The sequence below is a fragment of the Corynebacterium sp. HMSC074E01 genome (assembly GCF_001808885.1).
Lineage (GTDB): Bacteria > Actinomycetota > Actinomycetes > Mycobacteriales > Mycobacteriaceae > Corynebacterium.
On the sequence record NZ_KV794854.1, the window covers coordinates 59,721 to 86,146 of the forward strand.

Annotated in this window: 24 protein-coding genes and 1 tRNA gene; 15 read left to right on the forward strand and 10 right to left on the reverse strand. The window is 58.9% G+C overall.

The window, feature by feature from the left end; translation table 11 throughout:
* Positions 1-45 precede the first annotated feature (45 nt).
* Positions 46-1,158, forward strand: coding sequence for a quinone-dependent dihydroorotate dehydrogenase (locus tag HMPREF2537_RS09710; RefSeq protein WP_070528293.1), 1,113 nt, complete (start codon positions 46-48; stop codon positions 1,156-1,158).
* A gap of 81 nt (positions 1,159-1,239) precedes the next feature.
* Here the strand turns inward: HMPREF2537_RS09710 and HMPREF2537_RS09715 are convergent, their stop codons facing one another.
* Together HMPREF2537_RS09715 and HMPREF2537_RS09720 are read right to left on the reverse strand one after the other, a co-directional pair.
* Positions 1,240-1,635 (reverse strand): hypothetical protein, encoded by a 396-nt coding sequence (locus HMPREF2537_RS09715; RefSeq protein ID WP_070528295.1) that lies wholly within the window; start codon positions 1,633-1,635, stop codon positions 1,240-1,242.
* 23 nt (positions 1,636-1,658) lie between these two features.
* Positions 1,659-2,222, reverse strand: a complete 564-nt coding sequence (locus HMPREF2537_RS09720) for a YbhB/YbcL family Raf kinase inhibitor-like protein (protein ID WP_070528297.1) — start codon at positions 2,220-2,222, stop codon at positions 1,659-1,661.
* Positions 2,223-2,441: 219 nt separating this feature from the next.
* Here HMPREF2537_RS09720 and HMPREF2537_RS09725 point away from each other — a divergent pair.
* A tRNA-Leu gene (locus HMPREF2537_RS09725) sits at positions 2,442-2,527 on the forward strand.
* Between the two features lie 75 nt (positions 2,528-2,602).
* Here HMPREF2537_RS09725 and HMPREF2537_RS09730 read toward each other — a convergent pair.
* Complete coding sequence (locus HMPREF2537_RS09730) at positions 2,603-3,286, reverse strand: DedA family protein (RefSeq protein ID WP_070528301.1); 684 nt, start codon at positions 3,284-3,286, stop codon at positions 2,603-2,605.
* A 322-nt stretch (positions 3,287-3,608) separates the two neighbouring features.
* Between HMPREF2537_RS09730 and HMPREF2537_RS09735 the strand changes: the two genes are divergently transcribed.
* Entirely contained in the window at positions 3,609-4,349 is a 741-nt protein-coding gene (locus tag HMPREF2537_RS09735) for a TVP38/TMEM64 family protein (RefSeq protein ID WP_070528304.1), read from the forward strand.
* 37 nt (positions 4,350-4,386) lie between these two features.
* Complete coding sequence (locus HMPREF2537_RS09740) at positions 4,387-4,959, forward strand: MarR family transcriptional regulator (protein WP_070528306.1); 573 nt, start codon at positions 4,387-4,389, stop codon at positions 4,957-4,959.
* Here the strand turns inward: HMPREF2537_RS09740 and HMPREF2537_RS09745 are convergent.
* Positions 4,956-5,804 (reverse strand): DUF3097 domain-containing protein, encoded by an 849-nt coding sequence (locus HMPREF2537_RS09745; RefSeq protein ID WP_070528309.1) that lies wholly within the window; start codon positions 5,802-5,804, stop codon positions 4,956-4,958. The two genes, HMPREF2537_RS09740 and HMPREF2537_RS09745, sit on opposite strands and share 4 nt — an antisense overlap.
* Before the next feature lie 33 nt (positions 5,805-5,837).
* Between HMPREF2537_RS09745 and HMPREF2537_RS09750 the strand changes: the two genes are divergently transcribed.
* Complete coding sequence (locus tag HMPREF2537_RS09750) at positions 5,838-6,605, forward strand: hypothetical protein (RefSeq protein ID WP_070528314.1); 768 nt, start codon at positions 5,838-5,840, stop codon at positions 6,603-6,605.
* On the opposite strand, the gene HMPREF2537_RS09755 is transcribed toward HMPREF2537_RS09750, so the two are convergent.
* From HMPREF2537_RS09755 to HMPREF2537_RS09765, 3 genes are all read right to left on the reverse strand, one after another.
* Positions 6,602-7,720 (reverse strand): ferrochelatase, encoded by a 1,119-nt coding sequence (locus tag HMPREF2537_RS09755; protein WP_070528316.1) that lies wholly within the window; start codon positions 7,718-7,720, stop codon positions 6,602-6,604. The genes HMPREF2537_RS09750 and HMPREF2537_RS09755 overlap by 4 nt on opposite strands.
* 26 nt (positions 7,721-7,746) lie before the next feature.
* Entirely contained in the window at positions 7,747-9,582 is a 1,836-nt protein-coding gene (locus HMPREF2537_RS09760) for a DIP1281 family NlpC/P60 protein (RefSeq protein WP_070528319.1), read from the reverse strand.
* 1,442 nt (positions 9,583-11,024) lie between these two features.
* On the reverse strand, positions 11,025-11,501 hold the full coding sequence (locus tag HMPREF2537_RS09765; RefSeq protein ID WP_070528329.1) for an Rv1476 family membrane protein: 477 nt from the start codon (positions 11,499-11,501) through the stop codon (positions 11,025-11,027).
* A gap of 372 nt (positions 11,502-11,873) precedes the next feature.
* On the opposite strand from HMPREF2537_RS09765, the gene can reads away from it, so the two are divergent.
* From can to HMPREF2537_RS09790, 5 genes are all read left to right on the forward strand, one after another.
* A complete protein-coding gene (can, locus tag HMPREF2537_RS09770) occupies positions 11,874-14,690 on the forward strand; it encodes an aconitate hydratase (protein WP_210383648.1) in 2,817 nt (938 codons plus the stop codon).
* A 170-nt stretch (positions 14,691-14,860) separates the two neighbouring features.
* Positions 14,861-15,433: a TetR/AcrR family transcriptional regulator gene (locus HMPREF2537_RS09775; protein ID WP_070528335.1), complete on the forward strand. Its 573-nt coding sequence runs from the start codon at positions 14,861-14,863 to the stop codon at positions 15,431-15,433.
* A 48-nt stretch (positions 15,434-15,481) separates the two neighbouring features.
* Positions 15,482-16,270, forward strand: coding sequence for a hypothetical protein (locus HMPREF2537_RS09780; protein WP_070529480.1), 789 nt, complete (start codon positions 15,482-15,484; stop codon positions 16,268-16,270).
* 99 nt (positions 16,271-16,369) lie between these two features.
* Positions 16,370-17,152, forward strand: a complete 783-nt coding sequence (locus tag HMPREF2537_RS09785; protein ID WP_070528341.1) for a hypothetical protein — start codon at positions 16,370-16,372, stop codon at positions 17,150-17,152.
* Between the two features lie 300 nt (positions 17,153-17,452).
* Complete coding sequence (locus HMPREF2537_RS09790) at positions 17,453-17,950, forward strand: hypothetical protein (protein WP_246820307.1); 498 nt, start codon at positions 17,453-17,455, stop codon at positions 17,948-17,950.
* Here HMPREF2537_RS09790 and HMPREF2537_RS09795 read toward each other — a convergent pair.
* Entirely contained in the window at positions 17,947-18,636 is a 690-nt protein-coding gene (locus tag HMPREF2537_RS09795; protein WP_070528344.1) for an SDR family oxidoreductase, read from the reverse strand. The two genes, HMPREF2537_RS09790 and HMPREF2537_RS09795, sit on opposite strands and share 4 nt — an antisense overlap.
* Positions 18,637-18,715: 79 nt before the next feature.
* Here HMPREF2537_RS09795 and HMPREF2537_RS09800 point away from each other — a divergent pair, with 79 nt between their 5' ends.
* The 4 genes from HMPREF2537_RS09800 to HMPREF2537_RS09815 all read left to right on the forward strand — a co-directional run bounded on the left by HMPREF2537_RS09800 (position 18,716) and on the right by HMPREF2537_RS09815 (position 21,704).
* Positions 18,716-18,985, forward strand: a complete 270-nt coding sequence (locus tag HMPREF2537_RS09800; RefSeq protein ID WP_010186707.1) for an ACT domain-containing protein — start codon at positions 18,716-18,718, stop codon at positions 18,983-18,985.
* Between the two features lie 15 nt (positions 18,986-19,000).
* The gene (locus tag HMPREF2537_RS09805) at positions 19,001-20,365 is read left to right on the forward strand and encodes a PFL family protein (RefSeq protein ID WP_070528352.1); all 1,365 of its coding nucleotides are present in this window, start codon (positions 19,001-19,003) and stop codon (positions 20,363-20,365) included.
* A gap of 72 nt (positions 20,366-20,437) precedes the next feature.
* Positions 20,438-21,127 carry a MerR family transcriptional regulator gene (locus HMPREF2537_RS09810; protein ID WP_070528355.1) on the forward strand — a complete coding sequence of 230 codons (690 nt, stop codon included), beginning with the start codon at positions 20,438-20,440 and terminating at the stop codon, positions 21,125-21,127.
* Positions 21,120-21,704 carry a hypothetical protein gene (locus HMPREF2537_RS09815; RefSeq protein ID WP_070528359.1) on the forward strand — a complete coding sequence of 195 codons (585 nt, stop codon included), beginning with the start codon at positions 21,120-21,122 and terminating at the stop codon, positions 21,702-21,704. Before HMPREF2537_RS09810 ends, HMPREF2537_RS09815 begins: the two co-directional genes overlap by 8 nt.
* Here the strand turns inward: HMPREF2537_RS09815 and HMPREF2537_RS09820 are convergent.
* A complete protein-coding gene (locus HMPREF2537_RS09820) occupies positions 21,683-22,438 on the reverse strand; it encodes a DUF2785 domain-containing protein (RefSeq protein ID WP_070528361.1) in 756 nt (251 codons plus the stop codon). The two genes, HMPREF2537_RS09815 and HMPREF2537_RS09820, sit on opposite strands and share 22 nt — an antisense overlap.
* 165 nt (positions 22,439-22,603) lie before the next feature.
* On the reverse strand, positions 22,604-24,235 hold the full coding sequence (locus HMPREF2537_RS09825) for an ABC-F family ATP-binding cassette domain-containing protein (RefSeq protein ID WP_070528368.1): 1,632 nt from the start codon (positions 24,233-24,235) through the stop codon (positions 22,604-22,606).
* Positions 24,236-24,395: 160 nt separating this feature from the next.
* Here HMPREF2537_RS09825 and HMPREF2537_RS09830 point away from each other — a divergent pair, with 160 nt between their 5' ends.
* Positions 24,396-26,396, forward strand: coding sequence for a fructose-specific PTS transporter subunit EIIC (locus HMPREF2537_RS09830; protein WP_070528372.1), 2,001 nt, complete (start codon positions 24,396-24,398; stop codon positions 26,394-26,396).
* The last annotated feature ends 30 nt before the right edge of the window (positions 26,397-26,426 follow it).

Here is a 26,426-nt window from a genome sequence, read left to right on the forward strand (position 1 = left end):
TCCGCTTTCAATGACTTCATCCACAACCTCAGCTAAGGACACTTCATGCAGTACTCCGCTCTTGACCGCGCCCGTCATGCTGCCTACCAAGCAGCGTTGAAGGGAATGTTTAAACTCGACCCGGAGCGTATCCACGGAATCATCAACGGTGGGCTGGCCATCTTCCAAGCCGGCGGCCCGCTGAATCGCGCGCTGGGAAAGGTAGTTCCGGTTAATGATCCGGTATTGGAGCAGGAAGTCTTTGGGGTGCGCTTCCCCCGTCCGCTAGGGTTAGCGGCCGGCTTCGACAAGAACGCGGCGGCTGCTGATGTCTGGACCCCCGTTGGCTTCGGTTATGCCGAGCTGGGCACCATCACCCCGAAGGCGCAGCCCGGAAACCCTGCTCCCCGACTGTTCCGGCTCAAGGTGGACAAGGCAATCCTGAACCGCATGGGCTTTAACAATGAGGGTGCTCTGGCTGCTGCGCGTAATCTACGCAAGCGCCGCTACAACGATGTCGTCGGCATCAACATTGGCAAGAACAAGGTCACCGACGCCGAGCATGCGGTGGATGACTACCGTCAGTGCGCCTCTGTGCTGGGGGATCTGGCCGATTATGTCGTGGTCAATGTGTCCTCCCCAAACACTCCAGGTTTGCGTGACCTACAGGCAGTGGAGTCCCTCCGCCCCATCATGGAGGCCGTGGTGGAATCGACATCCTCGCCGGTCTTGGTCAAGATTGCTCCCGATCTCAGCGATGAAGATATTGATGCCGTGGCGGATATGGCCGTGGAGGTGGGCTTGGCTGGAATCGTGGCTACCAACACCACTATTTCCCGTGAGGGATTGAGTACCCCGGCCAACGAGGTCGCGGCCATGGGCGCGGGTGGCGTATCGGGTCCCCCGGTGGCTGAGCGTTCGCTGGAGGTGCTTAAGCGCCTTCACGCCCGCGTGGGCGAGAAACTTGTGCTGGTTTCGGCGGGCGGAATTTCCACGCCGGAGCAGGCGTGGGAGCGTATCACTGCCGGCGCCTCGCTGCTGCAGGGCTACACCGGACTGATTTACGGTGGACCGGATTGGATTCGCGATATCCACCGCGGCATTGCCCAGCAGATTCACGCGCACGGCCTCAGCACTATTTCGGAGGCCGTTGGCTCCGGTCTGGAATGGATTGACTAAGTCCCCGTAGAGTCTTTCGAGGGACTCAGCTTCGTCGAAGAAAAGAAGCGCGGATCGGTTTCCGCGCTTCAAGCGTTTTGCCTAACGCAGTGTACGGCGGATAATGACCGCGCACAGTCCTGCAGCCACGGCATAGAGGAAGACCACGTACTGCCCCATCGTGGTGAGGACAGTACTGGGCAGTGCGCGGCTTGCGATGATGAGTACCAGCGCTAGGACTAGCGCGATGATTTGCTCGCGGCTGCCGCGCTGGTCGCGGCGTTGGGTGCTGAATGCGCCGACGAGCAGCGCCGCACCAACGATGGCGAGGCGTCGCCATGTCCATTCAAAGGTGGCGCCCCAGCCGTCAGTGAAAATCGATGCGAGCCCGAATAGTGCTAACACGGCGGCCAGCAACATGAAAGCACCGCCCACGCGCAGGGCGGCGGGGATATCTACTCCGTCGGTGGTGGGGTTGGTATCCGAATTCCTAGTCATTGTGCCGAGTTTAATGGGCCGTATTAGTGGGCCTCGTACCAGCCCCACGTAATCGCTCGGCCGAGCGAGTGGAAGAAAAGGTTAAATCCAAGGACTGTCGGCGTTGCGTCCGGGTCGATGTCTAAGCGCTCAACGTCGACGGCGTGGACCGCAAAGAGGTAGCGGTGCGGAGCATGACCTGCTGGCGGCTGGGGCCCGTAATAAACGCGCTGGCCGGAGTCTCCGCGCAAGCTGATGACACCTTCATGCCCAAGGTCCTCCGCAGAGCCTGCTCCCGTAGGAAGCTCACGTACGTCAGCGGGAATATTGAACGCAGCCCAGTGCCAGAAACCGGAACCCGTTGGAGCATCCGGGTCGAAACATGTGACAGCGAAGGACTTGGTTCCCTCTGGTACATCCGACCACGAGAGTTGTGGTGAGATGTTCTCAGGAGCGCGGAAGCGCTCTGCGATTTCCGCTCCCCCCTCGATATCGGAGGACGTGACGGTAAACGCGGGGACATCTCCCAGCGGTGCATAAGGGTCAGGGCCCGGGAAACGGGGATCGGTGGCGTAGCTCTCAACGGAATTTGAAGTGTTCTTAGTCATAGGATCATTTGTACCGGAAAGCTAAAACCCATGCCGGCGAATGGCCTTCTGTACTAGACAGTGGCAGCGGGAAGTCAGCAGGGGCCAGCGAGTTTCATCGTTGTGTTTTCAGCACTCTTTATGAGTCTAAAAAGATCGCCTGAGGTGCTGATTTGTGTAGTTGTGCCAATTCGGGATACAGTATGCGAGTGCCCAGCCGAGAGGCTGAACAAACACCCAGCCCGGGTGGCGGAATGGCAGACGCGCTAGCTTGAGGTGCTAGTGTCCTATTAACGGACGTGGGGGTTCAAGTCCCCCCTCGGGCACGGAACGAAGCCCCGTGCTTCACACCGTCGAAGATGATGATGTGAAGCACGGGGCTTTCTTATACCCGCGCCCCCTTATGCTCGCGCCTTAGTGGTTGCCTCGGCAGTTGGTTCCTTCTCCACCACAACTGTGGACTTCTTCTTCGACACGACATAGCTGTGCACACCCTTGATCAGGATGGGCGCCACAGACAGCGCGATGATAAGAAGCATGATCTTCTCAATCGAATCGGCAATGCCTGGAATATTTCCCAAGAAGACGCCGACTAGGTTCATGGAGAGCACCCAAGCCACTGCCCCGCTGACGTTCCATCCGATGAACTTCTTATAGGGCATTTCGGCCGTACCAGCGGCCACCGGGATAAAGGTGCGCACGATGGGCACGAAGCGTCCCAGCACCAATGCCAGCGGGCCATGCTTGCGGAAGAAGTTTTCCGCGGTGATGAGGTACTCCAGCTTGAGAAGCCGTGCATCCTGTTTAAACAAGCCACGCCCAAAGCGGTGCCCAATCCAATAGCCCACTTGATCACCAGCAATGGCAGCCACCATGCCCACCGTGATGAGCAGCCACAGCGAGACATGAAGCTCATCGCGCAAAATCGCAGCGGTCACTAGGAGTGAATCTCCCGGAAGGAACGGAAAGAGCACTCCTGACTCAATGAACACGACAAGGGCGATACCGCCTATGACCCACGGCCCAAAAGCCTCGAGCAAGGTAGCTGCGTCCATGTAGGACGTGAGGTTATGAAGAAAGTCCATGGTTACACTCCAGAAACTGCGGGTGTCAGGGCTGACACGATAGAAAGATGGTGAAATAAGAAATCGCTCCGCACGAATTTCATTCAAACTAAAAAGGTGGCAAAAGAACTAGCCAACGGTAAACAAGGGGGTAGGCCTCAAGGGCTATGCGGATGCGCACTGCTGATAAGTATCCTCCGTGGAAGCCTAGAATCTTGCATTGAATTGGGGCTTGCCAGCAAGTTGGCGCACTACTCCCAGTTCCTACCCAGACACCTCGACTCGAGGACATGCTTGGACTCAATGAGGTTTTTGAGCACTCTCGCATTAAGCTTGTAGCCCTATGAAAACTGGTTGGGTGCACAGCGTCGGTGACTTTTGTACGTCTTTGGCGCGCTCGGCCTGGCTAAGCTGCAGCCGCTGGACGTGGAAGCGTTGGGTGGCAGTAATCCTCACCGGCACGGCGCTGGTGCTTCTTGCCGTGCTTGTCGACGTCCCCTCGCTCGCCGCCCTCCGATCTTGGTCGCAGCACCTCGGGCCATGGTTTCTCATCGCTTTTACCGGCGCCTACATCGTCTTCACGCAGTTTCCCATCCCCCGTACGGTGTGGACTTTAGCCGCGGGACTCCTCTTTGGTCCGTGGCTTGGGTTGGTCATCTCCCTCGTCGCACTGACCATCTCAGCCACTGTTTCCCTGCTTATAGTCCGCAGCTTGCTTGGTGAATGGATTCGCCCGCACCTCACACACCCGGCGGTCTATGCCATCAACGCGCGCCTTGACCGCCGTGGTTGGTTGGCCGTGGCCTCTCTGCGAATGGTCGCGGGAGTTCCTTTTTCCTTATTAAACTATGTCGCGGCGCTCACCCCAATTTCGGTCCTGCAGTTTTCCATCGCCACTCTCATCGGTTCAATTCCAACCACCGCCATCGGTGTCTTCTTTGGGGACGCACTCACCGGTAGGGCAAGCCCCTACACGGTCATCGGCTTTGTCCTCGCCGCTGCACTCGGAATCGGCGGACTCATTCTAGACACGCGCTTGCCGCTCGAGCCCGGCATGCAGCGACCGGTCAAGCGCAAGGGGTAGACTAAACGTAGTTTCTCGCTGGAAGGAGTCTCTCAACGTGCTAGCAGTCCATGCCCGCTACCGCGGCCGCTCGGTACGCCGCGCCGATTTGGTCCAACGCTCCGCTGCTGCGCTTTCCACACTAGAAGGCATCGGTGAATTCGAGGTCCTTGGCGTCGAAGATATTTGCGCCGTTGCCTACTCCTCTTCCGCGGTCTGCGATGTCGTCATGGCGCTTCTTGCAGACGGTGACTGGGCCATCGGTATCGGTGTTGTCCCGGGCGAGGGCGCGGGAGATGCCGAGACGCGCGCCGTCGCTACCGCTGCTGTGAAGGGATCGGCACGCGCGGGGCATGTCTACGCCAAGGTTGATCAGCGCGGGCGGGCACAGGAAGCGCAGGATATTGCAGCGGCCTTTGCTCTCCTCGGCTTCGTACTCAATAAGCGCACGATGGAGGGCCGCGAGGCTACATCCCTGGTGCGCGGAGGGTTGAACCAGAACGAGGCCGCCGAGGAATTGGGTATCTCCAAACAGGCTATGTCCCAGCGCCTACAGGCGGCAGGCTGGGCAGCGGAAACCGCCGGATGCCAGCTCGCGGTGAATCTCATCGACCGCGCAAACTCGAACTAAAGGAGATCTTCTTTGCGCAGCTGCGGCGTCGTGACGAAGTCTACGAGGCGTTCTACAGCGCCGATGAGTGTGGAATCGAGATCCCGGAAGGAATTTACGGCATTATAAACACGGCTCCAGCCTTCCTTGGGATCGGACCAGCCCGTTCGCCGGCAGATACCAGTCTTCCAGTCCTCCCCATAGGGAACTTCAGGCCAGGCGCGCAGCCCTAGGCGCTCGGGTTTGACGGCTGCCCAGATATCAATGAAAGGATGTCCGGTCACGAGCACGTGCTCGCCTACCGTTTGCGTCAACCGCGTTTCCTTCGATCCTTCTACGAGGTGATCCGCTAGGACTCCCACTCGGCGCCCAGGCCCGGGCTGGAATTCAGCGAGGCGTTCCTCGAGGTTGTCCAGACCCTCAAGGTATTCGACCACCACGCCCTCTACTCGCAGGTCGTGCCCCCAGACCTTCTCCACGATCGCCGCATCATGGATACCTTCGACCCAAATGCGCGATGGCGCGGCTACTTTCGCCTCGAGGTTCTCAACGCGGCGCGATCCAGAATTCGACTTTCTGGGCGCCTGCTTCTCGACGTATCTCGTCAGCGTCACAGGCTGCCCCTCCAAAAGGAAGCCGCCCTTGACGAGTTTGAATACTCTCTCGGCACCGTGACGATCTTCGAGGCGCACGACTGGCCCCCACGCGGTCTTGTCAACGCCCATCACCGCCCCCACGAAATCGTCTCCCCGAACCTCGACGACCAGCCCAGGTTCTGCGGGCACCTCGGGGTATTCGGATTTCTTGTTGCGTGCATGTCCGGCGAAAATATCGCCACCGTAAGGGTCCCGGGAATTCAAGCTCATAGCGGTCTACCCTATCGTCTACACTGTCCAGCCATGGATATGCGCGCCGAAGTCTGGTCCCCCGTGCAAAACGTCGCCGTCTGGCTTGGCGCGTGGCTCTGGGGACACGAATCCACCGATGATTTCCTTGACGCCCTCCGCGAGTTAGGCGGGGATCAGCAGGGAGCGAACGGAGAACCCTTCCTCGATGTTATGTCACTTCTTCGACGCGAAACCGGCTCCATTATCGAGGACGGTGAACGTGAGCCACTCCTGCGACTCATCCTTTCCGGCCCGGGCGAGGCGCCAGCACTACCGGCGGGCTCGGAATCGGCGCGTGCAGCGGCTAAAAACCCGGCTGGTGCTATCGTGGTGCGGACCAACGCTAGAGACCGTCATATAGTATTGGTGCCTTCTTATGCCAACGGAGCCACCCAGTGGATGGTAATTGAGGAAATTGCTGCGCTCCCCTCACCTGCGTGGCTAAGTCCGGGCGAGGCTGATGCTCTATTGAGCGCCGCGACAAATGAGTCCGCAGCACTCATCGAAGCTCTGGGCTACCGCAGCGATGCTCTCCCCAATCCGCGGTTGACGGTGGGAACTCTCAGTGACTTCTATGACACTCCGGGCCTACCCGCTGCAGTACCGGGGCGCGCGGCGAAACTTTTTGCGCGCGCTGATCGCGTCGCGGCCATCATCGAGACGGTGACCGACCGCATCCAGGACCACAGTCTCGATCCACAGCTGCTGCGCCTATGGCGCCACATCCGTCAAGCGCGAATGGCTGGTGTGGCCTACGCGCTCACGGATTTCGCGCGTTAATGCGGCTTGTGCAGCGACCAAATATCGCAGCACCCTTCAGCGCAGGGAGCACCATCGACGGTGCAGCCTTGGACAGTGACGTCTCCGAGAGAAACGGGCTCAGTTCCCTGCTCGAGCTCATCGATGAGGTCCACGATGAGCGAGGCGAAACGAGCGGTTGGCCCCGCGGTGCGGGTGCGATAGACGCTAACACCCATCTCTTCGGCGGCTTGCTTCAGTTCTGAATCGAGGTCCCAGATGACCTCCATATGATCGGAGATGAATCCGATGGGACACACGACGACACTGTCGACACCGTCCTCCTGGTGGATGAGCGTCGTATGGTCGACGATGTCCGGCTCTAGCCACGGAGTAGCCGGGTTGCCGGACCGTGACTGCCATACAAGGTCATAGTCCTTCACCCCTGCTGCCTCGGCGACGAGACGGGAGGCTTCCGCTACCTGGCGGGAGTAAATGTGCTTATCTCCCTCAGCACCCCCTACTGCATCGTGCGCCGTCGGAACTGAGTGAGCAGTAAACAGCATGCGGGTGCTAGCCAGCTTGTCTTCTGGGACCTGTGCGTAAGCGTCTCGGACGGCGGCAGCCATTTCCTCAACGAACTTCGGGTGATCGAAGAACTGACGAAGCTTTGTGAAAGTCATGGTGGGCAAGTTCTTGTCCTCGACGTACTTGCGCAAAGCGATGATGTCTTCGTTGTATTGCCGGCAGGCGCTGTAGCCGCCCCACGCCGAGGTGGCAAAGACAGCCACGTTGCGCACTCCGTCGGCAGCCATCCTTTCGACAGCTTCTGTTCCGAAGGGATGCCAGTTACGGTTGCCAAAGTAGACCGGTAGATTATGTCCGCGAGCCTCGAGCTCCGCGGCTACGTTGTCAATAATCTCTCGGTTCAATTCGTTCAGTGGGCTTTTACCGCCGAAGTGGAAGTAGTGCTCCCCTACTTCTACGAGACGCTCGCGCGGAATGCCGCGTCCACGGGTAACGTTCTCCAAAAACGGGACGACCTCCTCGTTTGCTTCCGGGCCACCGAAAGAAAGAACGAGGAGGGCGTCGAATGAAGAGGGCACCGAATCGGTGCTGTGGGCGTTGCCCTGGGCAGTACGCAGTGTGTCAGTCATGCAGCCCAGTCTAGCAACGGGCTGTGCTAGATCAGTCGCACGGCATAGGGAGCCATGCCGCCTTGGCGCACAGGGGTAATGCTGACGTTTTGACCAGACTGCGGGGCTTCAACCATCGTGCCATCGCCGAGGTAGATCGCCACGTGTTGGTTGCCGTTTGGGCCGTAGAAGATTAGGTCACCACGCTTCATCTCACTCGGTGCGATCTTGGTCCCCTTCTGGTACTGGTAGCCGGTGTAGTGCGGCAGGGAAATGCCTACTCCGGCAAAGGCATAGAGAACCAGGCCCGAGCAATCAAAGCCGACCTTGTTGTAGTCACCGTGGGAATCCGCTACGCCGCCGTCACGAATGCCCTGGGTGGGACCGTTTGCATCGCCACCGCCCCACGCATAAGGAACACCAACCTGAGACGTCGCACGCTCAATGACAGTCTCGATCTTTGCCTCACGAGAGGCATCACCCAGTGACTCGGAAGCCTTATCCGTGACAGTATCGGTTGTGTCGAGCGGATCCAGCACACCGGAAACCTCGGACGCCAGAGCGTCTTCAGCCGAAGTTGCGGAAGCTGAATCGCTTGCCTCCGAGGTGCTTGTGCCTTCGCCTTGGAGGGCAAAAAGCTTCGAGGAGCCTTCGACCAAAGCGTCGATCTCGTCCTGGCTCAAGCTGTTGTTGTGGCCTGGCTGAGAAGCAGCGACCAAGGAAGCTACGGTGCCTACCGCGCCGATGCCCAATGCAACGGTCTCAGCATCGATCCCGCTCGGGTCGAAGGAGCTTCCGCTGCCGCCTGAAGTTGGCTCCCCCTCAGCGGAGCTTGCAGTGCTTGTCGACGACAATTCTTGCACGTTCGGATCGTTAGCCACAGTGCTTGCAGCGCTCGAGAGCGCATCCACGTCTTCAGCAGAAACGGAGGGCGTAGAGCGTTGTGATTGCAAAGTAGGGTTCTTCGCTTCAGCGGCTGAAGGGCCGGTGGCCGGGACGGAATCGGACTCTGGGGCCGACTTTGTGGAGTCATCGGCTGGAGCCGTAGTTGTGTCCTGAGTATCGGCCTTCTCCGGTAAGGACAAGGCTCCATCATTGACGTTAGTTCCAGCGTCTGGGCTTGACTTTTCGGATTTGTCAATACCCCTAGCTTGATTAAGGGCCTTGTGGAGAGATGAGAGTTGAGAGAGAAGATCCTCACGCTCGGCTGCAGATTCTTCAATTGAAGCTTCGGAAGCGGAGAGCTGTTCGCGTGCAGCGGACTCGGCGTCGGCCGCCTTGTCTGCGCGCTCCTCAGCCAACTGCTGGGTCTTGCGTAGCTGCGACTCCTTGTTGGCCTTCTCCGTGCGCTCCTTTTCCAGATCGCTAACAACAGCCTGTTGCTTCTCTGATTGCGAGCGGAGGTAGGACTGGCGCTCCAACATATCCGAGCGAGCATCCTTGCCGGCCGCATGGGAAACGGCATCAGAGGTATTTGCTCGGCGATAGGCAGAGCGTGAGACCTCGTCCAGCTTGGACTGCGCATCGGCGACGTCTGCCTGGGCATTATCAAGCTCCTGGCGAGCCGTCGTGGTTCCCTGGCGAGCCTGAGCTGCCTTGGTGCGAGCGTCATTGAGATCAACGAGCGCCCGGTTGACGGTTTCACGCTGGATGCCGATTTCGGCTTCCGCTTGCGCGATACGTTCCTCAATCTGGGCGATGGCGCCGGCGAGATCAGCGATGGATGGACTATCAGAGGACAGCAGCGACTCGATATTGAGCTGCTCAGGCTCCTCCGCCACTGCAGGGGTCAGCGAAGAAGCAGTAGACAAGGCGGCGGTGGTCGCAATGGCAGCAAAAGCTGCCTTGAAGCGCTGGAAGCCAAAAGACGATGTGGTGGCCACGAGAGTTATCTCCTAGGCACCTACCTCATTGGAACTGTCATGCAGACATGCATGCCCGACATCGAGCGGTACAGGCAACGAGTCAGCCATGCAAAACGGTAGTTAAGGTACACATAGCTGGCTCGGACTTCCCGCAGGATGTTACGACGATGGTTACGCCCAAAGGAATAGTAAAACTGAAGAGGCTGGCGCCAGGTACTAACCGGGGTATGCCGACGCGGGTTGCCGTAGATGATAACTGCCGACTTCACGACAATGTAGGTCGAATAAGTTGGGCTGCACCATCACTGACACAAAGCAACACGATACTGCGTAGCGTTTCGTGTGTGCACCAACATCAAGTCGGACCGCTCTATAAAGCCAGTCAGACTGCACACTCACGGGGCTCGTTCTGCTCCGCGTAGGGCGCGCTTAAATATGACTGCGCGATCCGACGATGAGGGGGCACACACCTGAATCTGGCGATAAGTCCTATGTCGGTTCCTCCTCGCTCGGCGCCGCGCTCATGGAGAGGTCGCGCCTCGCGCCAATAGTGGCGCATGCGCAAGCCCTCAGGGCTGGCACCCAACCGGAAACCGATGGAACCCAGGCCGACGCAGCCCTCAATAAAGGCATGCGTATGAAGTGTATGAAGCCTCTTCCACTCGGGAGGTAGGTGTTTCGATATCTAAAAAATTTGAACACTGATACCGACTGCGCCGAGCAAACAGTACTGCTATGCGCATCAACATCGTGGTGCGACGGTCATCCACCAGGCGGTGAACCTCAACAGTTCCCTTCGCTCGTGGCGTGCTTCCCCACATACCCGTGCGACAAATCAGTTGAGAGTCAAGGCTTGGTCCATGAACGTATGGAGCAATAGTCAACCCGTGAGTCGATACGTGAACCATACGTCACCGACACGCCTTCCCGCACACTTTCCCCATCTTTCACATAAGCCACGCTTGACCACACGTCATTACAGACGCACCTAACCTGCAATGATATTGTTACCAAGGTGTGATTGTGATGTTCCTCACGTTGCTACCGAGCTTCGCCCGTTCTACCTGTCGGGTAACAACCCCTAGGTCATGTCCCGAGACTTGCCTAGGGCCCCTTTTCCTTAGGGCTGAACCCCCTAGAGGCATGCCATTCGGAGGGTGTTTAAGGAAGCGGTATTTGCGCGCGATGTTCCCTTGACCTTTGGCCTGCGAGCCCTGCCTCACTACACCAACTTCGGCCCTGGGATCGGCCGCTCGCCGGCCGAAGATTTTGCCCTCCCGCAGGAGGGGAAATGTCCGCCCGGCGCCTGCCTCGGTTCCTATGGCGCTCCTAGCTCTGGCGCTCGCGGGCATAGTGGCAACCACTCCCCCGCCAAAAAATCAAGGCTTAGTGGTTGATTTTCGCCACTTCCCTACTCCACTGCACTGCAGGGCGGCACGTGTTCGGCGGCGTTCTCGCGCCTAGTGTCCGACTGGTTCAGCCTTCTTTGTGGCTGTCCGGAAACTCACCCATCCGGCGATCGCCGCCACGCCAAATACAACCGCCAAAATCAACAACCACGGCACGGAAAACTGATCTGCAACGGCATAAAAATCATTAAGCAGGGTCACCTGATCGAGTCCAGTGGGAAGCGAATCTTCGGCCGCTTCTAGGGCTGCCCGGTCATAAGAATTACTGACAGCAGACACCCGCATCGGCGCCTGAAGAATTACGGTGTCAAGTCCCGTTTGTTCTTGAAGGGTTGTGGCCAGATCGCGGAGATCTGGAATCTTCTCCGGAAAAACATCTACGACAGCAATGCCGTGGTTGGGCTGGAGGGAGGCTGCGATGTGGGCTTGGAGGTCGTCGTCAAGCGCTAGCTCCGGATTGGAGAATGCCACGCCATCGGCCGAGAGCTGATCGGCGATGTCATCAACGTCTACGCCCGCAGGGATCATTCGCCTCTCCTTAATCTCTAGCCAACATGCATGTTGAAACCTGGATTGCCCCGCTTGGCACCACAGGTCGCCGCGCTCATTTCTTTGAGGGGGCGCGTCCCCCTTCTGTTGGTCCCGACTGAGCCTAAACCGTGCGGCGTGGCCGAGGTGGGCGACTCGCCGCTACCCCCGAAATGTAGGAAACAGAACGCTCGTACTGTTATGCTGGTGTCGACCGAGGGTTCTTACATCTACAATAGATACGGAACATTAGCGTTCTGAGACTGTCGAAATTCCTGGCCCCAGTTGGTTGCTAGGGCATGCCGGCAAGTTCGATGAACCTTCGACCAGTGTTCGATAACCCACAAGCAAAAGCAAGGAATGGAGCTCCTTATGACTGAAAGCCTGAACTCCTTCGGTGCCAAGAAGACTCTTGAGGTCAACGGTAAGTCTTATGACTACTTCGACATCAACGCAGTCGAGGGCCTGGAGAAGCTTCCTTACTCTCTCAAGGTGTTGGCTGAGAACCAGCTGCGCTACGAGGACGGGAAGAACGTAACCAAGGATCACATCAACGCTTTGGCGAATTGGGATCCGTCCGCTGAGCCGGATACCGAGATTCAGTTCACCCCGGCCCGTGTTCTTATGCAGGACTTCACCGGTGTCCCCTGCGTGGTGGACCTGGCTACCATGCGTGAGGCTATCTCCGCCCTCGGCGGCAAGCCGGACCAGGTGAACCCGCTCAACCCGGCTGAGATGGTTATTGATCACTCCGTCATCGTCGAAGCCTTTGGCTCCACCGAAGCTCTAGAGAAGAACGTTGAGATCGAGTACGAGCGCAACCAGGAGCGTTACCAGTTCCTGCGCTGGGGTGCTGAGAACTTCTCCAACTTCCGCGTTGTTCCTCCGGGAACCGGTATCGTCCACCAGGTCAACATTGAGTACCTCTCCCGCGTTGTCTTCGACAACGATGGTGTTGCTTACCCGGATACCTGCATCGGTACCGACTCCCACACCACCATGGAGAACGGTCTGGGTATCCTGGGCTGGGGCGTCGGCGGCATCGAGGCCGAGGCTGCAATGCTGGGCCAGCCGGTGTCCATGCTGATCCCGCGCGTCGTGGGCTTCAAGCTCACCGGCGAGATTCCGACCGGTGTGACCGCAACCGACGTGGTTCTGACCATCACCGAGATGCTGCGTCAGCACGGCGTCGTTCAGAAGTTTGTTGAGTTCTACGGCAATGGTGTGAAGTCGGTGCCGCTGGCCAACCGCGCCACCATCGGCAACATGTCTCCTGAGTTCGGTTCTACTGCCGCGATCTTCCCGATCGACGAGGAGACCATCAAGTACCTCGAGCTCACCGGCCGCCCGCAGGAGCAGATCGACCGCGTCGAGGCATACGCCAAGGCACAGGGCATGTGGCTGGAGCAGGATGCTCCGGAGGCAGAGTACTCCGAGTACCTCGAGCTGGACCTGTCCACTGTTAAGCCCTCCATCGCCGGCCCGAAGCGCCCGCAGGACCGCATCCTCCTCTCCGAGGCCAAGGAGCAGTTCCGTAAGGATCTGCCGACCTACGCTTCCGGCGAGGTTGTTGCAGACGAGTCCACCATCGAGGCAAAGCGCATGACCTCCGAGGGCGGCGACGAGAATGCCCTCGTCGACGTTACCGGTGGCCTGAACAAGTCCCGCGCAGGCGAAGGCGAGTCCGCAGCCAAGGGCGGCTCCGGCCGCCAGTCCAACCCGGTTACCGTCACCTCCCCGAACGGTGGCGAGTACACCTTGGACCACGGCATGGTTGCTATCGCTTCCATCACCTCCTGCACCAACACCTCTAACCCGTCCGTCATGGTTGGCGCTGGCCTCATCGCCCGCAAGGCGGCCGAAAAGGGCCTGAAGTCCAAGCCGTGGGTCAAGACCATTTGTGCCCCGGGTTCCCAGGTTGTTGACGGCTACTTCCAGCGCGCAGACCTCTGGAAGGATCTGGAGGCGCTTGGCTTCTACCTCTCCGGCTTCGGCTGCACCACCTGTATCGGTAACTCCGGCCCGCTACCGGAGGAAATCTCCAACGCCATCAACGAGCATGATCTGGCTGCTACCGCGGTGCTGTCCGGTAACCGTAACTTCGAGGGCCGCATCTCCCCGGACGTCAAGATGAACTACTTGGCATCCCCCATTATGGTCATTGCCTACGCTATTGCCGGCACCATGGACTTCGATTTCGAGACCCAGCCGCTGGGCCAGGATCAGGATGGCAACGATGTCTTCCTGAAGGACATCTGGCCTTCCCCGCAGGAGATCGAAGACACCATCCAGCAGGCCATCTCCCGTGAGCTCTACGAGGCAGACTACGCTGACGTGTTCAAGGGCGATGACGCATGGCGCAGCCTCGATGTCCCGGAGGGTGAGACCTTCAAGTGGAATGAGGACTCCACCTACATCCGCAAGGCACCGTACTTCGACGGCATGCCGACTGAGCCGGAACCGGTTCAGGACATCAAGGGCGCTCGCGTTCTGGCTAAGCTCGGTGACTCCGTAACCACCGACCACATCTCCCCCGCTTCCTCCATCAAGCCGGGTACCCCGGCGGCTCAGTACCTGGATGCCAACGGTGTGGAGCGCCAGGACTACAACTCCCTGGGTTCCCGTCGCGGTAACCACGAGGTCATGATGCGCGGTACCTTCGCCAACATCCGCCTCCAGAACCAGCTGGTCGACGTCGCCGGTGGCTACACCCGTGACTTCACCCAGGAGGGCGCACCGCAGGCCTTCATCTTCGACGCCTGCGAGAACTACAAGGCAGCCAACATCCCGCTGGTTGTCCTTGCTGGCAAGGAGTACGGCACCGGTTCCTCCCGCGACTGGGCTGCTAAGGGCACCAACCTGCTTGGCGTGAAGGCTGTCATCACTGAGTCCTTCGAGCGCATTCACCGCTCGAACCTCATTGGTATGGGCGTCATCCCGCTGCAGTTCCCAGAGGGCGAGTCCCACGAGTCCCTGGGCCTGGACGGCACCGAGACCTTCGATATCGAGGGAATTGAGGCTCTTAACGAGGGCGGCATTCCGAAGACGGTTCACGTGACCGCCACCAAGGAATCCGGCGAGGCCGTTGAGTTCGATGCCAAGGTTCGCATCGATACGCCTGGTGAGGCCGACTACTACCGCCACGGCGGCATTCTGCAGTTCGTTCTGCGCCAGATGGTCAAGGCCTAAACCAGCCTTGCACCCCATGCGGGGACGCCGGCAACGGATAGCCCCGCATAACTAGGCAAAAGGCCAGCTAGCAACAACGAGTGCTGGCTGGCCTTTTCTATTTCCTAACCTCTACGTACTTTCATCACCTGTCTATCCACCGCTGTGCTTTAAGGAGCGAGATTCCAGCCATGCCGATTATGAGCGACTCCGAACTTCATCGCCGCCGCAACGACATCCTGGTTGGGGCACGAAAATGCTTCGCAGAGCACGGCTATGACGGTGCTACAGTCCGCCGCCTTGAAGAAGCCACGGGTAAATCGCGCGGGGCTATCTTTCACCACTTCGGCGATAAAGAGTCTCTCTTTTTGGCCCTGGCCCGGGAAGACGCGGCCCGCGAGGCCGAGGTCGTGGCAAACAACGGTCTGGTCGAGGTTATGAGCGAAATGCTGCGGCACCCTGAGCGCCACGACTGGTTGGCCACACGTCTGGCCGTTACCTCGATGCTGCGCACCGATCCGTCTTTCGCCGCTCGGTGGCACGAGGAACAGGAAGTTCTGGATAAGGCAGTCCGCGCCCGCTTGGAGTCCAACGCCGAAAAGGGTCGTCTGCGCGATGACGTCTCCATCGATACCCTCGTGACATATCTGGAGACTTTCATGGACGGTTTTATCAACCGCCTTGCGCTGGGAGACACAAAAAATCTAGAGCAGGTGCTCTCCTTGGTAGAGCAATCGATTCGCGGCTCCCGCGCCGAGCACTAAGCGTTTAGCACTCGGTGGCGGAGTGTGATTGACGCTACACTGTGGCCCATGGACCATACTCCCCTACAGCTTCCGCGGACGCAGTGTGGAATTAGTCTAAACGCCACACCCCGGCTTGCTCCGAAAGAACAGCGCGCCCACGATGCTCAGCCGAACCCGCGAATAGATAGTTCAGGGTTCCGCGAGGTCATCGAGGCGGCTGGGCCACTGCCTGGGCGCCTCACGTTTGGTAACGTCTCTGTCTGGGCATTTATCGGTATGGTTGGGCTGCTTATGTGCACCATGTCGTTTTCGTTCTTCGTTGGCACTGTTGTTCCTCGAACCAGCTACTCAGACGTAGGCATATTTGCGCTTATCCCAGTCATTATTTGTTTCGTCAGCCTGATGTTTTTCGTTATTGGTTTACGGAATATTCTCAAGGAAGTCGGAAACGCGCGGCGTTTGCGCACTGCATGGCGCAACGGCTGGGTGGAATACCGGCCCGCTCTTATTGGCGAGCTTCTGTACTTACGCAGCGAAACCGAGGGCCCCGATGACCGTAAGCGGACCTATTTCTATTACTCGGCGCCATTAATGATCCTGCAGCCAGACGGCTCTCTAGTGAACGCAATGTCCGGTGAGTTCCGCGCTGGCAATCCGAACTGGCTGAGATCACGGGGCGCCGCGCTCGCTGAGGGCTCCCGGTTAGCCACCGTGGATACCGCGCACAATAATGGATGGACCGTCGCGGCTTACCGTGCTGATGGATCAAGTTCGGAGGCGGAACTATCCAGCGGTCTTACCAGCGGCCAAGTTGATGCCGTGCTCCAATTCGCTGAACAACGTTGGGTGCGCTAGCTCTCCCCGATTGAGTTTAGGTGCCTTCCTTTGGGGGCTAGTCCCCAGCCGCCCAAGGTCACTGAAAAAATGGGAGTGAGGACCATTAAGCTGTGACCCATGACTCACTCGCCCATGCAGCTTCCCCGCACTCCGTTGAAGCTTCCTTCAACTAGCGCAGAGTCCCTCGCGCCTAAGGCCTTGAAGGACCATGACCAGCAGCCTAACCCAGACACGGATCGCAGCGGCATCCGCGAGGCTATTGATAGCGTCGGAGCTCCCATCGGTCAATCCAACGTCGGCACAATTGTCGTTGGCTTTATTCTCACCTTCATTGGCGGTTCGGCACTACTTTTCTCGGTGGCTCACGCGCTCTTAATTTCGGTCCTGTTTCCCGGAGCTGAGGGAACGATTGGGAAAATTCCGATAGCCAGCCTTATCACTGGGGCTAGTGCCTTAGTGTTTATCATTATCGGAGTCTTGATTCTGCGGGGTCGCGTGGTAGCTAGGACGAGGCTTCGCACCGCGTGGGCGAATGGATGGATTGAGTACCGGCCAGCGCTGATCGGTGAGCTGATCTACAGGCGCCACGTCGACTACAACGACACCACCGACTATTACTACACCGCCCCGATACTGATCTTGCAGCCGGACGGTTCTTTGACGAAAAGCATGACCGAAGAATTCATTGCTGCAAACCCGAACTGGCTGAAGCTGCGTGGCCGGCTGCTCGCCGACGGGCCACGTGTTGCGACCGCCGATTTCAACCACAACAACGGATGGGGCGTGGTGGGGTACCGGGCAGATGCAGCCAACCCGCAGCCAGAACTGCACAATGGTCTGCGCCAAAAGAACATTGAAGCAGCGCTGTCTTTTGCAGAGCGGAACTGGGTAAGAGGCTAGTGATCAGGACCTCCCTGCCTAGAATGCCCGCCCTAGTAGAAACTGATAAGCATGTCTGACCACGCTTTAGCTCCATTCGACTTCCCGGAACATCACTACTCCGAGAGGCTCATTCCCCGCACTCGTCGTTCTGTGTCCGCCCCGAACTTGAGAGCAAGCACATCTAGCATCGCTCGCGCGATCGCAGCGGCTGGGCCACTCCCCGGCGGGGCCGCACCTGAATGGCGAAGTCTACGGATCAATCTCATCACGGCGGTGGTGGGCCTTGCTATCGCACTATCAGCCATTATCGGCGAAGATATGTCTATTAGTTCCGGATGGCAGGGATTGGCCGTTGCAGTATTCGTCCTTGTCCTCGTCGTGGCGGCCGGTCGGAACATTCGAGCAATTCGGAGTTCTACGTGGGGTGCTCGCCGCCTACGGACGGCGTCGGAAAATGGATGGATCGAGTATTATCCCGCGTTGCTCAGCGAGATCTGGCAAACAGGTCGACACGTGCCGCACGCTGATCCCACCGAGTACTACTACAAGGCGAAGGTACGCATTTTCCTTCCAGACGGCACAGCTCAAGAAATCATCAGCGATGAGTTTGAGTCCCACACTTCTCCCCGCTCCTTCCGGCAGCAGGGAGTAGCCGTGGTACGGTTCCAAAGCCAAGCGACGTTCAAGCACCCCACAGGGTGGTATATCGCGGCCCACCTGTCCACAAAGCCACTTCGTTATACGAGCCTCCACCACCAATTGAGCAGAGAGCAAGTCATCGCCGCGCTTGATGCGGCGGCATCCGCTCGATTTTAGATATCCTTCACGCTGCCTTCACCATCGATAAACTCCAGCGGCGAGTCTGGGAAGCTTTCGCGGCCAGCGACCTCGGTGACCACCTCAGCGACAAGCTCCCGGGAGGTAGTCAGTTTACCGGTGCGCTCTGCGTCCTTATCTAGTACGGTGATGCCGCGCGAAGGCTCCTCCGTCAGGGCGGCCGGGCCAAGGATAAGGTAGTCAAGGTCCGTGGAATTGAGCTTGTTGTCCACTGCCTTTTTGGACTCCACGTAGGCGTACCACTTCTCATCCGCAGGATTGGTCGTGTTCTCCGTGGCACCCATGTAGGAAATCATGATGTAGGCCGGAGTGTTCTTACCCTCGGCAGCAAGCTCTTCTAGACCCGCAATCGATGCCAGCGCCGCATCACGGTCGACCGCCCAGGTCACCTCCGCGCCAGCACGGCCACCGTTTCCGGCGCCCCACACGACGACGTCATAGTCAGCCAAAAGCTCTGCCCAGTCTTCCACAGAAAGCTCGGTGAGATCGCGCACCACTGCGGTGGCACCGAGGGCCTCAATATCAGAGACCTGGTCCGGGTTGCGGATGAGGGAATGGACGGTGAGGTTGGCGTCGGCAAGCTTAGGCGCCGCCAAAAGCCCAACCTTGCCATGGCCGCCGATGTACAGAACCTTCTTGCGCGCAGTTGTTGTCGTATCAGTCATGTGCGCCACCGTACGCGCTATCTGATCTCTCTGCAGGACCCCAGAGCAGCTGGAAAAACGTACAGGCTACAATCTAGTCATGATCGCCATCATGACTGTTACCGGTGTTGATAACACCGGAATTATCTCCGCCGTATCCACCGCCCTCGCAGAACTTAACGTCAATATCGTTGATGTATCTCAGACGCTCATGTCTGAGTACTTCACCATGATCCTGCGCGTCGAATTCGATGAGAACGAGGTCAGCATCCAGCAGCTCCAGGAGCGGATGAACACCGTCGGTGAGTCCATCAAGCAATCCATTCGCGTGCAGTCGGAAGCACTGTTCACCGCAATGAACGAGATTTAGGGACGATAACCAGTCATGCTTAACCGCTTCAATACCGCCAGCATTCTCGACACCATCGAGATGATTGAGAAGTACCGTCTCGACATCCGCACCGTCACCATGGGCATTTCGCTGCTCGGCTGCACACGCCCCACCATGGAAGCCACCGCCGAGGCCGTGTACGACCTCGTGACATCCCGCGCCGCACACCTGGTTGAGGTATGCGAGGGAATCGAGGCCGAGCTCGGTATTCCGATCGTCAACAAGCGCATCTCTGTCACCCCCATCGCGCTCATCGTGGCCGGAGTCGAGGGAAACCCCGTGGACGTTGCCCGCGCGCTGGATCGCGCTGCCGCAGCGACCGGTGTTGACTTCGTCGGTGGCTACTCCGCGCTCGTTGAAAAGGGCGCTACCACCGCTGAAAAGGCCCTAATCCGTTCCATCCCGGAAGCCCTGGCAGAGACGAACCTGGTGTGCTCCTCGGTGAACATCGCTTCCTCGCGCGCCGGCATCAACATGAACGCCGCAGCGCAGATGGGACGCATCATCAAGGAAGCTGCCGAGCTCACCAAGGATCGCAGCGCTATCGGCTGCGCCAAGCTCGTGATCTTCTCCAACTCCGTGGGCGATAACCCCTTCATGGCCGGCGCCTTCCACGGCATTGAAGAACCGGACTGCGTCGTATCTGTGGGCGTGTCCGGACCCGGCGTGGTCGATCGCGCGCTCGGATCCCTGGAGGGCGCCACCCTCAATGAGGTCGCCGAAGAAGTCAAGAAGGCAGCCTTCAAGGTCACACGTGCTGGTCAGCTCGTGGGTGAAATGGCCTCCGAGCGCCTCGGTGTGCCCTTCGGCATCATTGACCTCTCCCTCGCTCCCACCGCGGAACTGGGTGACTCCGTCGCGCACATCCTGGAGCACATGGGCCTCGACCAGGTGGGCACCCACGGCACAACGGCGGCGCTTGCCCTGCTTAACGACGCCGTGAAGAAGGGCGGCATGATGGCCTGCTCCCGCGTGGGCGGTCTTTCTGGTTCCTTCATCCCGGTATCGGAGGACAAGGGCATGATCGACGCGGTGCGCTCTGGTGTCATCTCCATCGACAAGCTGGAGGCCATGACCTCAATTTGCTCGGTGGGCTTGGACATGATCGCCATCCCGGGCGATACCTCTGCCGAGACCATCGCCGGCATGATTGCGGACGAAGCCGCCATTGGCGTGATGAACCATAAGACGACCGCCGTGCGCGTCATTCCTGCCCCAGGCACCAAGGCTGGCGACGAGGTCAACTTCGGCGGCCTTCTGGGCTACGCTCCGGTCATCCCGGTCAACCAGGTGGGCAACTCCACCTTCATCAACCGCGGTGGCTTCATCCCGGCGCCGGTTCACGGTTTCCGAAACTAAGGCCTCAGTAACTCGGATTAGATTTCACCAAGCACTTGACCCTCACACTATGTGAGGGTTTAGCTTTGTTCTATGAAGATATCGGACGTCGCCGCGGTCGCTGGATGCTCAGTTCGTTCTGTACGACATTTACACGAGACGGGCGCAGTCCCTGAACCCGCCCGCACCAGCGGGAACTATCGCGACTATTCTGTTTCTGATTTGGCGTCGGTGCTGCGTGCACGTGCGCTTATCGACGCCGGCGTCCCGATCGCTGATGTCTCATCTCCCGATGCGGTCGAGCGCTCGTTTAGCATGCTGGATGAGCGAATTGCTCGGTTGCAGCAGCAGCGAGAACGCTTGCGCGCCCTTTCTCGAGCCCCCAAAGGGACTCCAGAGGATATACGGGACTCCCTCAACCAGGTCATCGAGGATCCGGCAATGCTTCAACTCGAACTAGATTCCTGGGATCTCATGGCACTTACCGGAGTAGCTACATCCGCCACCTGGGAGCAGCTTCGACAGAACCTCGCCGACGACGATTGCCTTGCAGCTCTCCGTGAAGGTGAAACCTTGTGGCGAGAGCTTGGCTCGCTGTCTCCGCAAGATCGTGGGGTTTCGCGCATTGTCGACAACCTGCAGTCCATACTTCCACGGGGCTTGATGCGAGGAATCTACCCAACGCTCCGGCCGGGCAACGCTCCGCTGACCGTGGCTGACACTCCGACAAAAGGTGCGCAAAGTGTAGCACTCGAGGCTTTGGTGGGAGGCTTACGTGGCTAACGTCTGGCGATTTGTGAAGAAGCATCCTGGATTTCGCCTTGCCAAGTATGAAGTGGGACTTTACCTGGACCTGTGGCGTTGGATGCGGGGCCAGACGTTGATCCCCACGGGCGCGGTGGCGCTTCCCCACCCTCCGGGCAGGCTTCAAATGCTTGGGTTTCTCACCGCGGTGTTGGTGGTTGAAATGATCGTTGTGCACCTTCTTCTGCCCGCGGGCGTTCTGCGAATTCTAGCGTTGCTCCTGTCGCTCTGGGCCATAATCTTTGTGTGGGGCTTAATCGCTGCCGAACGCATTCGACCTAGCTATGTCACCAACGAACTCACGGTTTTGCGGCGCGGAAACACTGTCTTCGTTGAGGTACCGATGGCTCTTGTTCGCAGCAAACGCGCGGACCGTACCTTCGAATCGGCGATTGTGATAAGAGAAGGTGAAATCACGGTCGGTGGCCCAGCTGGAACCGATACTCTCCTGCTCCTCAGCGAACCGGTCCAGGCATCGCCAGACCGATACCCGTGGCAGCGCGCTCTCACGACGGAGGTAACGAAGGTGCGCTTCTATGGCACTACTTCCCGGTAGTCGCTGACGTTGCGTAGTTGCTCCTCGAGCTCTGCGATCAACGGCAAGGTCAGCTGCGCACGTTCGTCATCAATTCCCCACTTCTCAGGTTCGCTGCGGACCAAGTTTCCCGTGGTCTTAAGGAAGTGGGTGAAGTTTTCCACCACTGCTCGGTTGCCGTTGCGTACGCCTTGGGCGAGGACGGTATCGCTCAGCCGCTCGATCCAGATTTCCAGAATATGGGGGGAGGTGCTCTTGGCAACCGTGGTGCAGGCGGCGCGCGCTAAGCGCACCCCCTCATCGTCATGCCACACTCCTCCGGGGGCGCGAAGGCGACACGAGATGATTGCTGCCGCTTCGACGGGCGGAATCAGTCCCTTGCGGACGCAGGTTTCTACGTAGTCGGCGCCATATCCAACGGCCATGATAGGACCGATGTCTTTGACAATGCCGCGAGTGTCCTCCTCTGTGACATACCACGCGCGGAAGGTGAGGTAGTCCTCGTAGTGAAAGTGGCCCGCCTCCGCGAGCACATTGAGCAGCTGGGCGGACAAGGCCTTGGTCCACACTTTGTCTGTACGCAGGTAACCGGTGAGGCGCTCCCGAATCTGGCCGAGATGGCTGTCCCACTGGCCTGACTCAATGCCCTCTTTCAATTCGGTATAGGCCCAGTCCACGCGTACTTCGGGGCGCTTGCTCACTAGTCCGGTGAGCAATGGTTCGATGACGGAATCTAGGGTCGCGGCGGTGCTCATGGTCTCTTCCTCTCCAGCGGCGGCACGATGGGGTTTTACCACTTCTAGACCCTGTGCGTTGGAAGCGGAAGAACCCAAGAGAAGAGTCTTGAGCGGTGTGTGGTTGTGAGCCCGAGTCTAGCGCAGTAAGTAGAACCAAGATAGAGCTATATCTGGGAAGTAGGCTTAGGCTAGCTCCACGATTTCCATGTACTCGTCGTTCCACAAGTCCTCATCGCCGTCGGGCATGATGATGACGCGCTCCGGGTTGAGAGCCTTGACCGCACCCGGGTCGTGGGTAACCAAGACCACGGCACCGGTGTAGGTACCTAGGGCATCGAGCACCTGCTCGCGGGACTGTGGGTCGAGGTTGTTCGTGGGCTCGTCGAGAAGCAGCACGTTGGCGCGCGAGGACACCAGCGTTGCCAAGGATAGTCGGGTTTTCTCACCGCCGGAAAGCGTGCCGGCGAGTTGCTCCAACTTGTCTCCGGAGAACATGAAGGCGCCCAGCAGTCCACGCAAGTCCTGCTGGCCGGCATCCGGGCAGGCCTCGATGGTGTTTTCCCATACCGTTTTGTCCGGGTCGATGTTGTCGTGCTCCTGGGCAAAGTAGCCGATGCGCAAACCATGGCCGGAGACGATACCGCCCTCACCGTCGGTGCGCTCCACGCCCGCCAGCAGTTTCAGCAGGGTCGTCTTGCCCGCGCCGTTATAGCCCAGCACGACGACACGTGAGCCCTTGTCAATAGCCAAGTCCACGCCCGCGAAGACCTCGAGAGAGCCATACATTTTCGTCAAGCCCTTCGCGTTCATCGGGGTCTTACCGCAGGGAGCCGGCTCCGGGAACTTGATGCGGGCGACCTTGTCAGCCACACGCACGTCATCGAGCTCGTTCATCATGCGCTCAGCGCGATGCAGCATCTGCTTTGCCGCCGCGGCCTTCGTGGCCTTAGCACCGAGCTTTGCGGCCTGCTTGTGCAGGGCTGCGGCTTTCTTCTCCGCGTTGGCGCGCTCGCGGCGGCGGCGTGCCTCATCGGTGGCGCGGGCATCAAGGTACTTCTTAAAGCCCATGTTGTAGACGTCGGCCTCAGCGCGCACGGCATCGAGGAACCAGACCTTGTTGCACACGGCCTCGAGCAGGTCGACGTCGTGCGAAATCATCACGAGGCCACCCTCGTGCTTGGACAGGAAGCCGCGCAGCCAGGTAATCGAGTCCGCGTCGAGGTGGTTCGTGGGCTCGTCGAGAAGCAACGTGGTCTGGGACTTGCCTGACCCAGCCGAAGCTGCGAAGAGAATCTGCGCCAGCTCCACGCGGCGGCGCTGACCGCCGGACAGCGTCTTGAGCTGCTGGTCGAGCACACGCTGCGGCAAACCCAGGTTGTCACAAATCTGGGCGCATTCGGAGTCCGCCTCATAGCCGCCTAAGGTATGGTATTCCTCCTCCAGGCGGGAAAACTTACGAATGGCCTTGTCGCGGAACTTATCATCCGTGGCCGTCTCCATGAGCTCTTGCTGCTTGGCCATGCGGCGCTTGATCTCATCCAAGCCGCGCGCAGAGAGCACGCGCTCGCGCGCGGTCTGCTCAATGTTGCCCTCGCGAGAATCCTGCGGCAGGTAACCAATGGGTCCTGAGCGGGTCACCGAGCCGCCATAGGGCTCGGTCTCCCCTGCCAGGATGCGCATCGTCGTAGTCTTGCCCGCGCCATTGCGCCCGACTAGGCCGATGCGATCACCCGGCTGCACGCGGAGGTGCTGGCCGGGGGCGTCGAGAAGCGTGCGTGCGCCCACGCGCACCTCGAAATCATTGGTCACAATCACGTCGAAACAGTCTAGCAACCAGGGTAGTTAATCCCGAACCAGCGGCAATGACGCTTCAGCTTGTATCTGGGAATCCAGAGTGAAGAGCACCTTGGAAAACCTGGTTCCTGTTCGGCGCGTTTCACTTATGCATGAAGTTCGATGTGACTAGATTGGCGTCATGAGCACATCAGACACATCGAGATCTCCATTAATCCTCGCGATTACCGCATGTCCGACCGGAATCGCCCACACCTACATGGCCGCTGAGAACCTGGAGGCTGCTGCCGCTGAACTGGGTTACCGCATCAAGATTGAGACACATGGTTCAATTGGCGTCGAAGGCACCTTTAGCTCTCAGGACATCGAGGAAGCCGATGCCATCGTGATCGGTGCCGACACCGTCATTGCAAAGGACCGCTTTCGCGGAAAGCGCCTAGCAGCGACTGGTGTCGATGAAGCGATTAAGCATCCAAAGGAACTCCTCACTCGCGCTCGGTCAGCGGCGAAGTGGGAAGAAAAGACTTCGGGCGAAGAGCCGCAAGAAGCTCAGCATAATGAAAACTCCAGCAGTACCACGGGGTTCCGTGCGGTGGGTCAGACTCTCTACAAGGCGCTAATGAATGGTGTCTCCCACATGATTCCGTTCGTGGTCACCGGTGGTCTCCTCATCGCGGTAGCACTCTCAATCGGAGGAACACCCACGCCCGAGGGCCTGGCTATCCCCGAAGACTCCTTCTGGAACACCCTGAATGAGCTTGGTGGTCTGGCCTTTTCTCTCATGGTGCCGATCCTTTCCGGTTATATCGCGGTCGGCATTGCGGACCGTCCTGGTTTGGCACCAGGACTCATCACCGGCCTTATCGCCACGACCGGCTCGCTTTACGGCTCTGAAGCTGGAGCGGGCTTCCTAGGAGGCATCGTCACAGGCATCCTGTCAGGCTACGTAGCCTTGGGAATCAAAAAGATTCCCGTTAATAAGTACATCGCCCCGATTTGGCCGATCATCGTTATTCCGATCTTCACCACGCTCATTGTGGGGCTCATCTTTATCTACCTTGTCGGTGCGCCAGTAGCCGGCGCCTTTGAAGCCATGACCGAGTACCTCGCCGGGATGGAAGGCTCCTCTGTCATTGTCCTCGGTCTCGTCATTGGCGCGATGATCGCTTTCGACATGGGCGGTCCCTTTAATAAAACTGCCTTCCTGTTCGGCGGGGGCATGATTGCAGCCGGCAATGCGGCTCCGATGGGCATGGCGGCTACCGCCATCGCTGTACCGCCCCTGGCGGGGGGTGTTGCGACCCTCGTACGCCGTGCTTGGTTCAATAAGGCGGAGAAGGACGCCGGTATCGCCGCGCTCTTCATGGGGTTCTTTGGCATCACTGAAGGCGCTATCCCTCTTGCGGCGGCACGCCCGCTGCAGGTCATCCCGGCCAACGTCATCGGTGGTGCGGTAGCAGGCGCCCTGGCAGGTGTATTCGGGGTCAAGGACCATGTCATGCATGGTGGCCCCATCGTTGCTGTGCTCGGGGCTGTCGACAACGTCGTGGGCTTCTTCATCGCACTGCTTATTGGTGTCGTTGTCTGTGCTTCCGTCATGCTTCTGTTGATCGGACTTACCCAAAATAGAAAAGCCCAGAGTAAGAATGAGAGCTCGGGTGAACGGGGTGAAGCGGGCATAGCTAAGGAGGATGTGTCAGAAGCATCGGTCCAGGAAGAACCTTTGCTTTCTACCGACACGGTGAGCCTTGACCAAGACCTTGGCACGAATCGCAAGGAAACCATCGAATCGCTGGTTCAGCTTGTCTCCCCTCGGCTTTCTGATCCTTCCGCAGTTATCACTACGGCCCTAGAGCGGGAAGCGAAGCATTCGACCGGTGTGGGGCATGGTGTGGCTATCCCACATGCTCGTTCCGCGGGAGTGACAGTGCCGACTCTGGCCTTTGCTCGTCTTCCCGAGGGGATTACGTGGGCAGAGGGCGAGGAGCCAACGACGTTGGTCTTCCTCATTGCTGTGCCTGAGGATGCTGGCAAGCAGCACCTCAAGCTGCTTTCCAAGCTGGCGCGGGCGATCATGAAGGATAACTTCCGTACTCGTCTTCAATCCGCCACATCCAAGGAGGAAGCGGTGGACATCATCTCCTCGGCATTGGATCCGGCGTCCTCACCCGCTTCGTCATAGCGGTGCGTTCTCAAGCCCTTAAAGCTACTT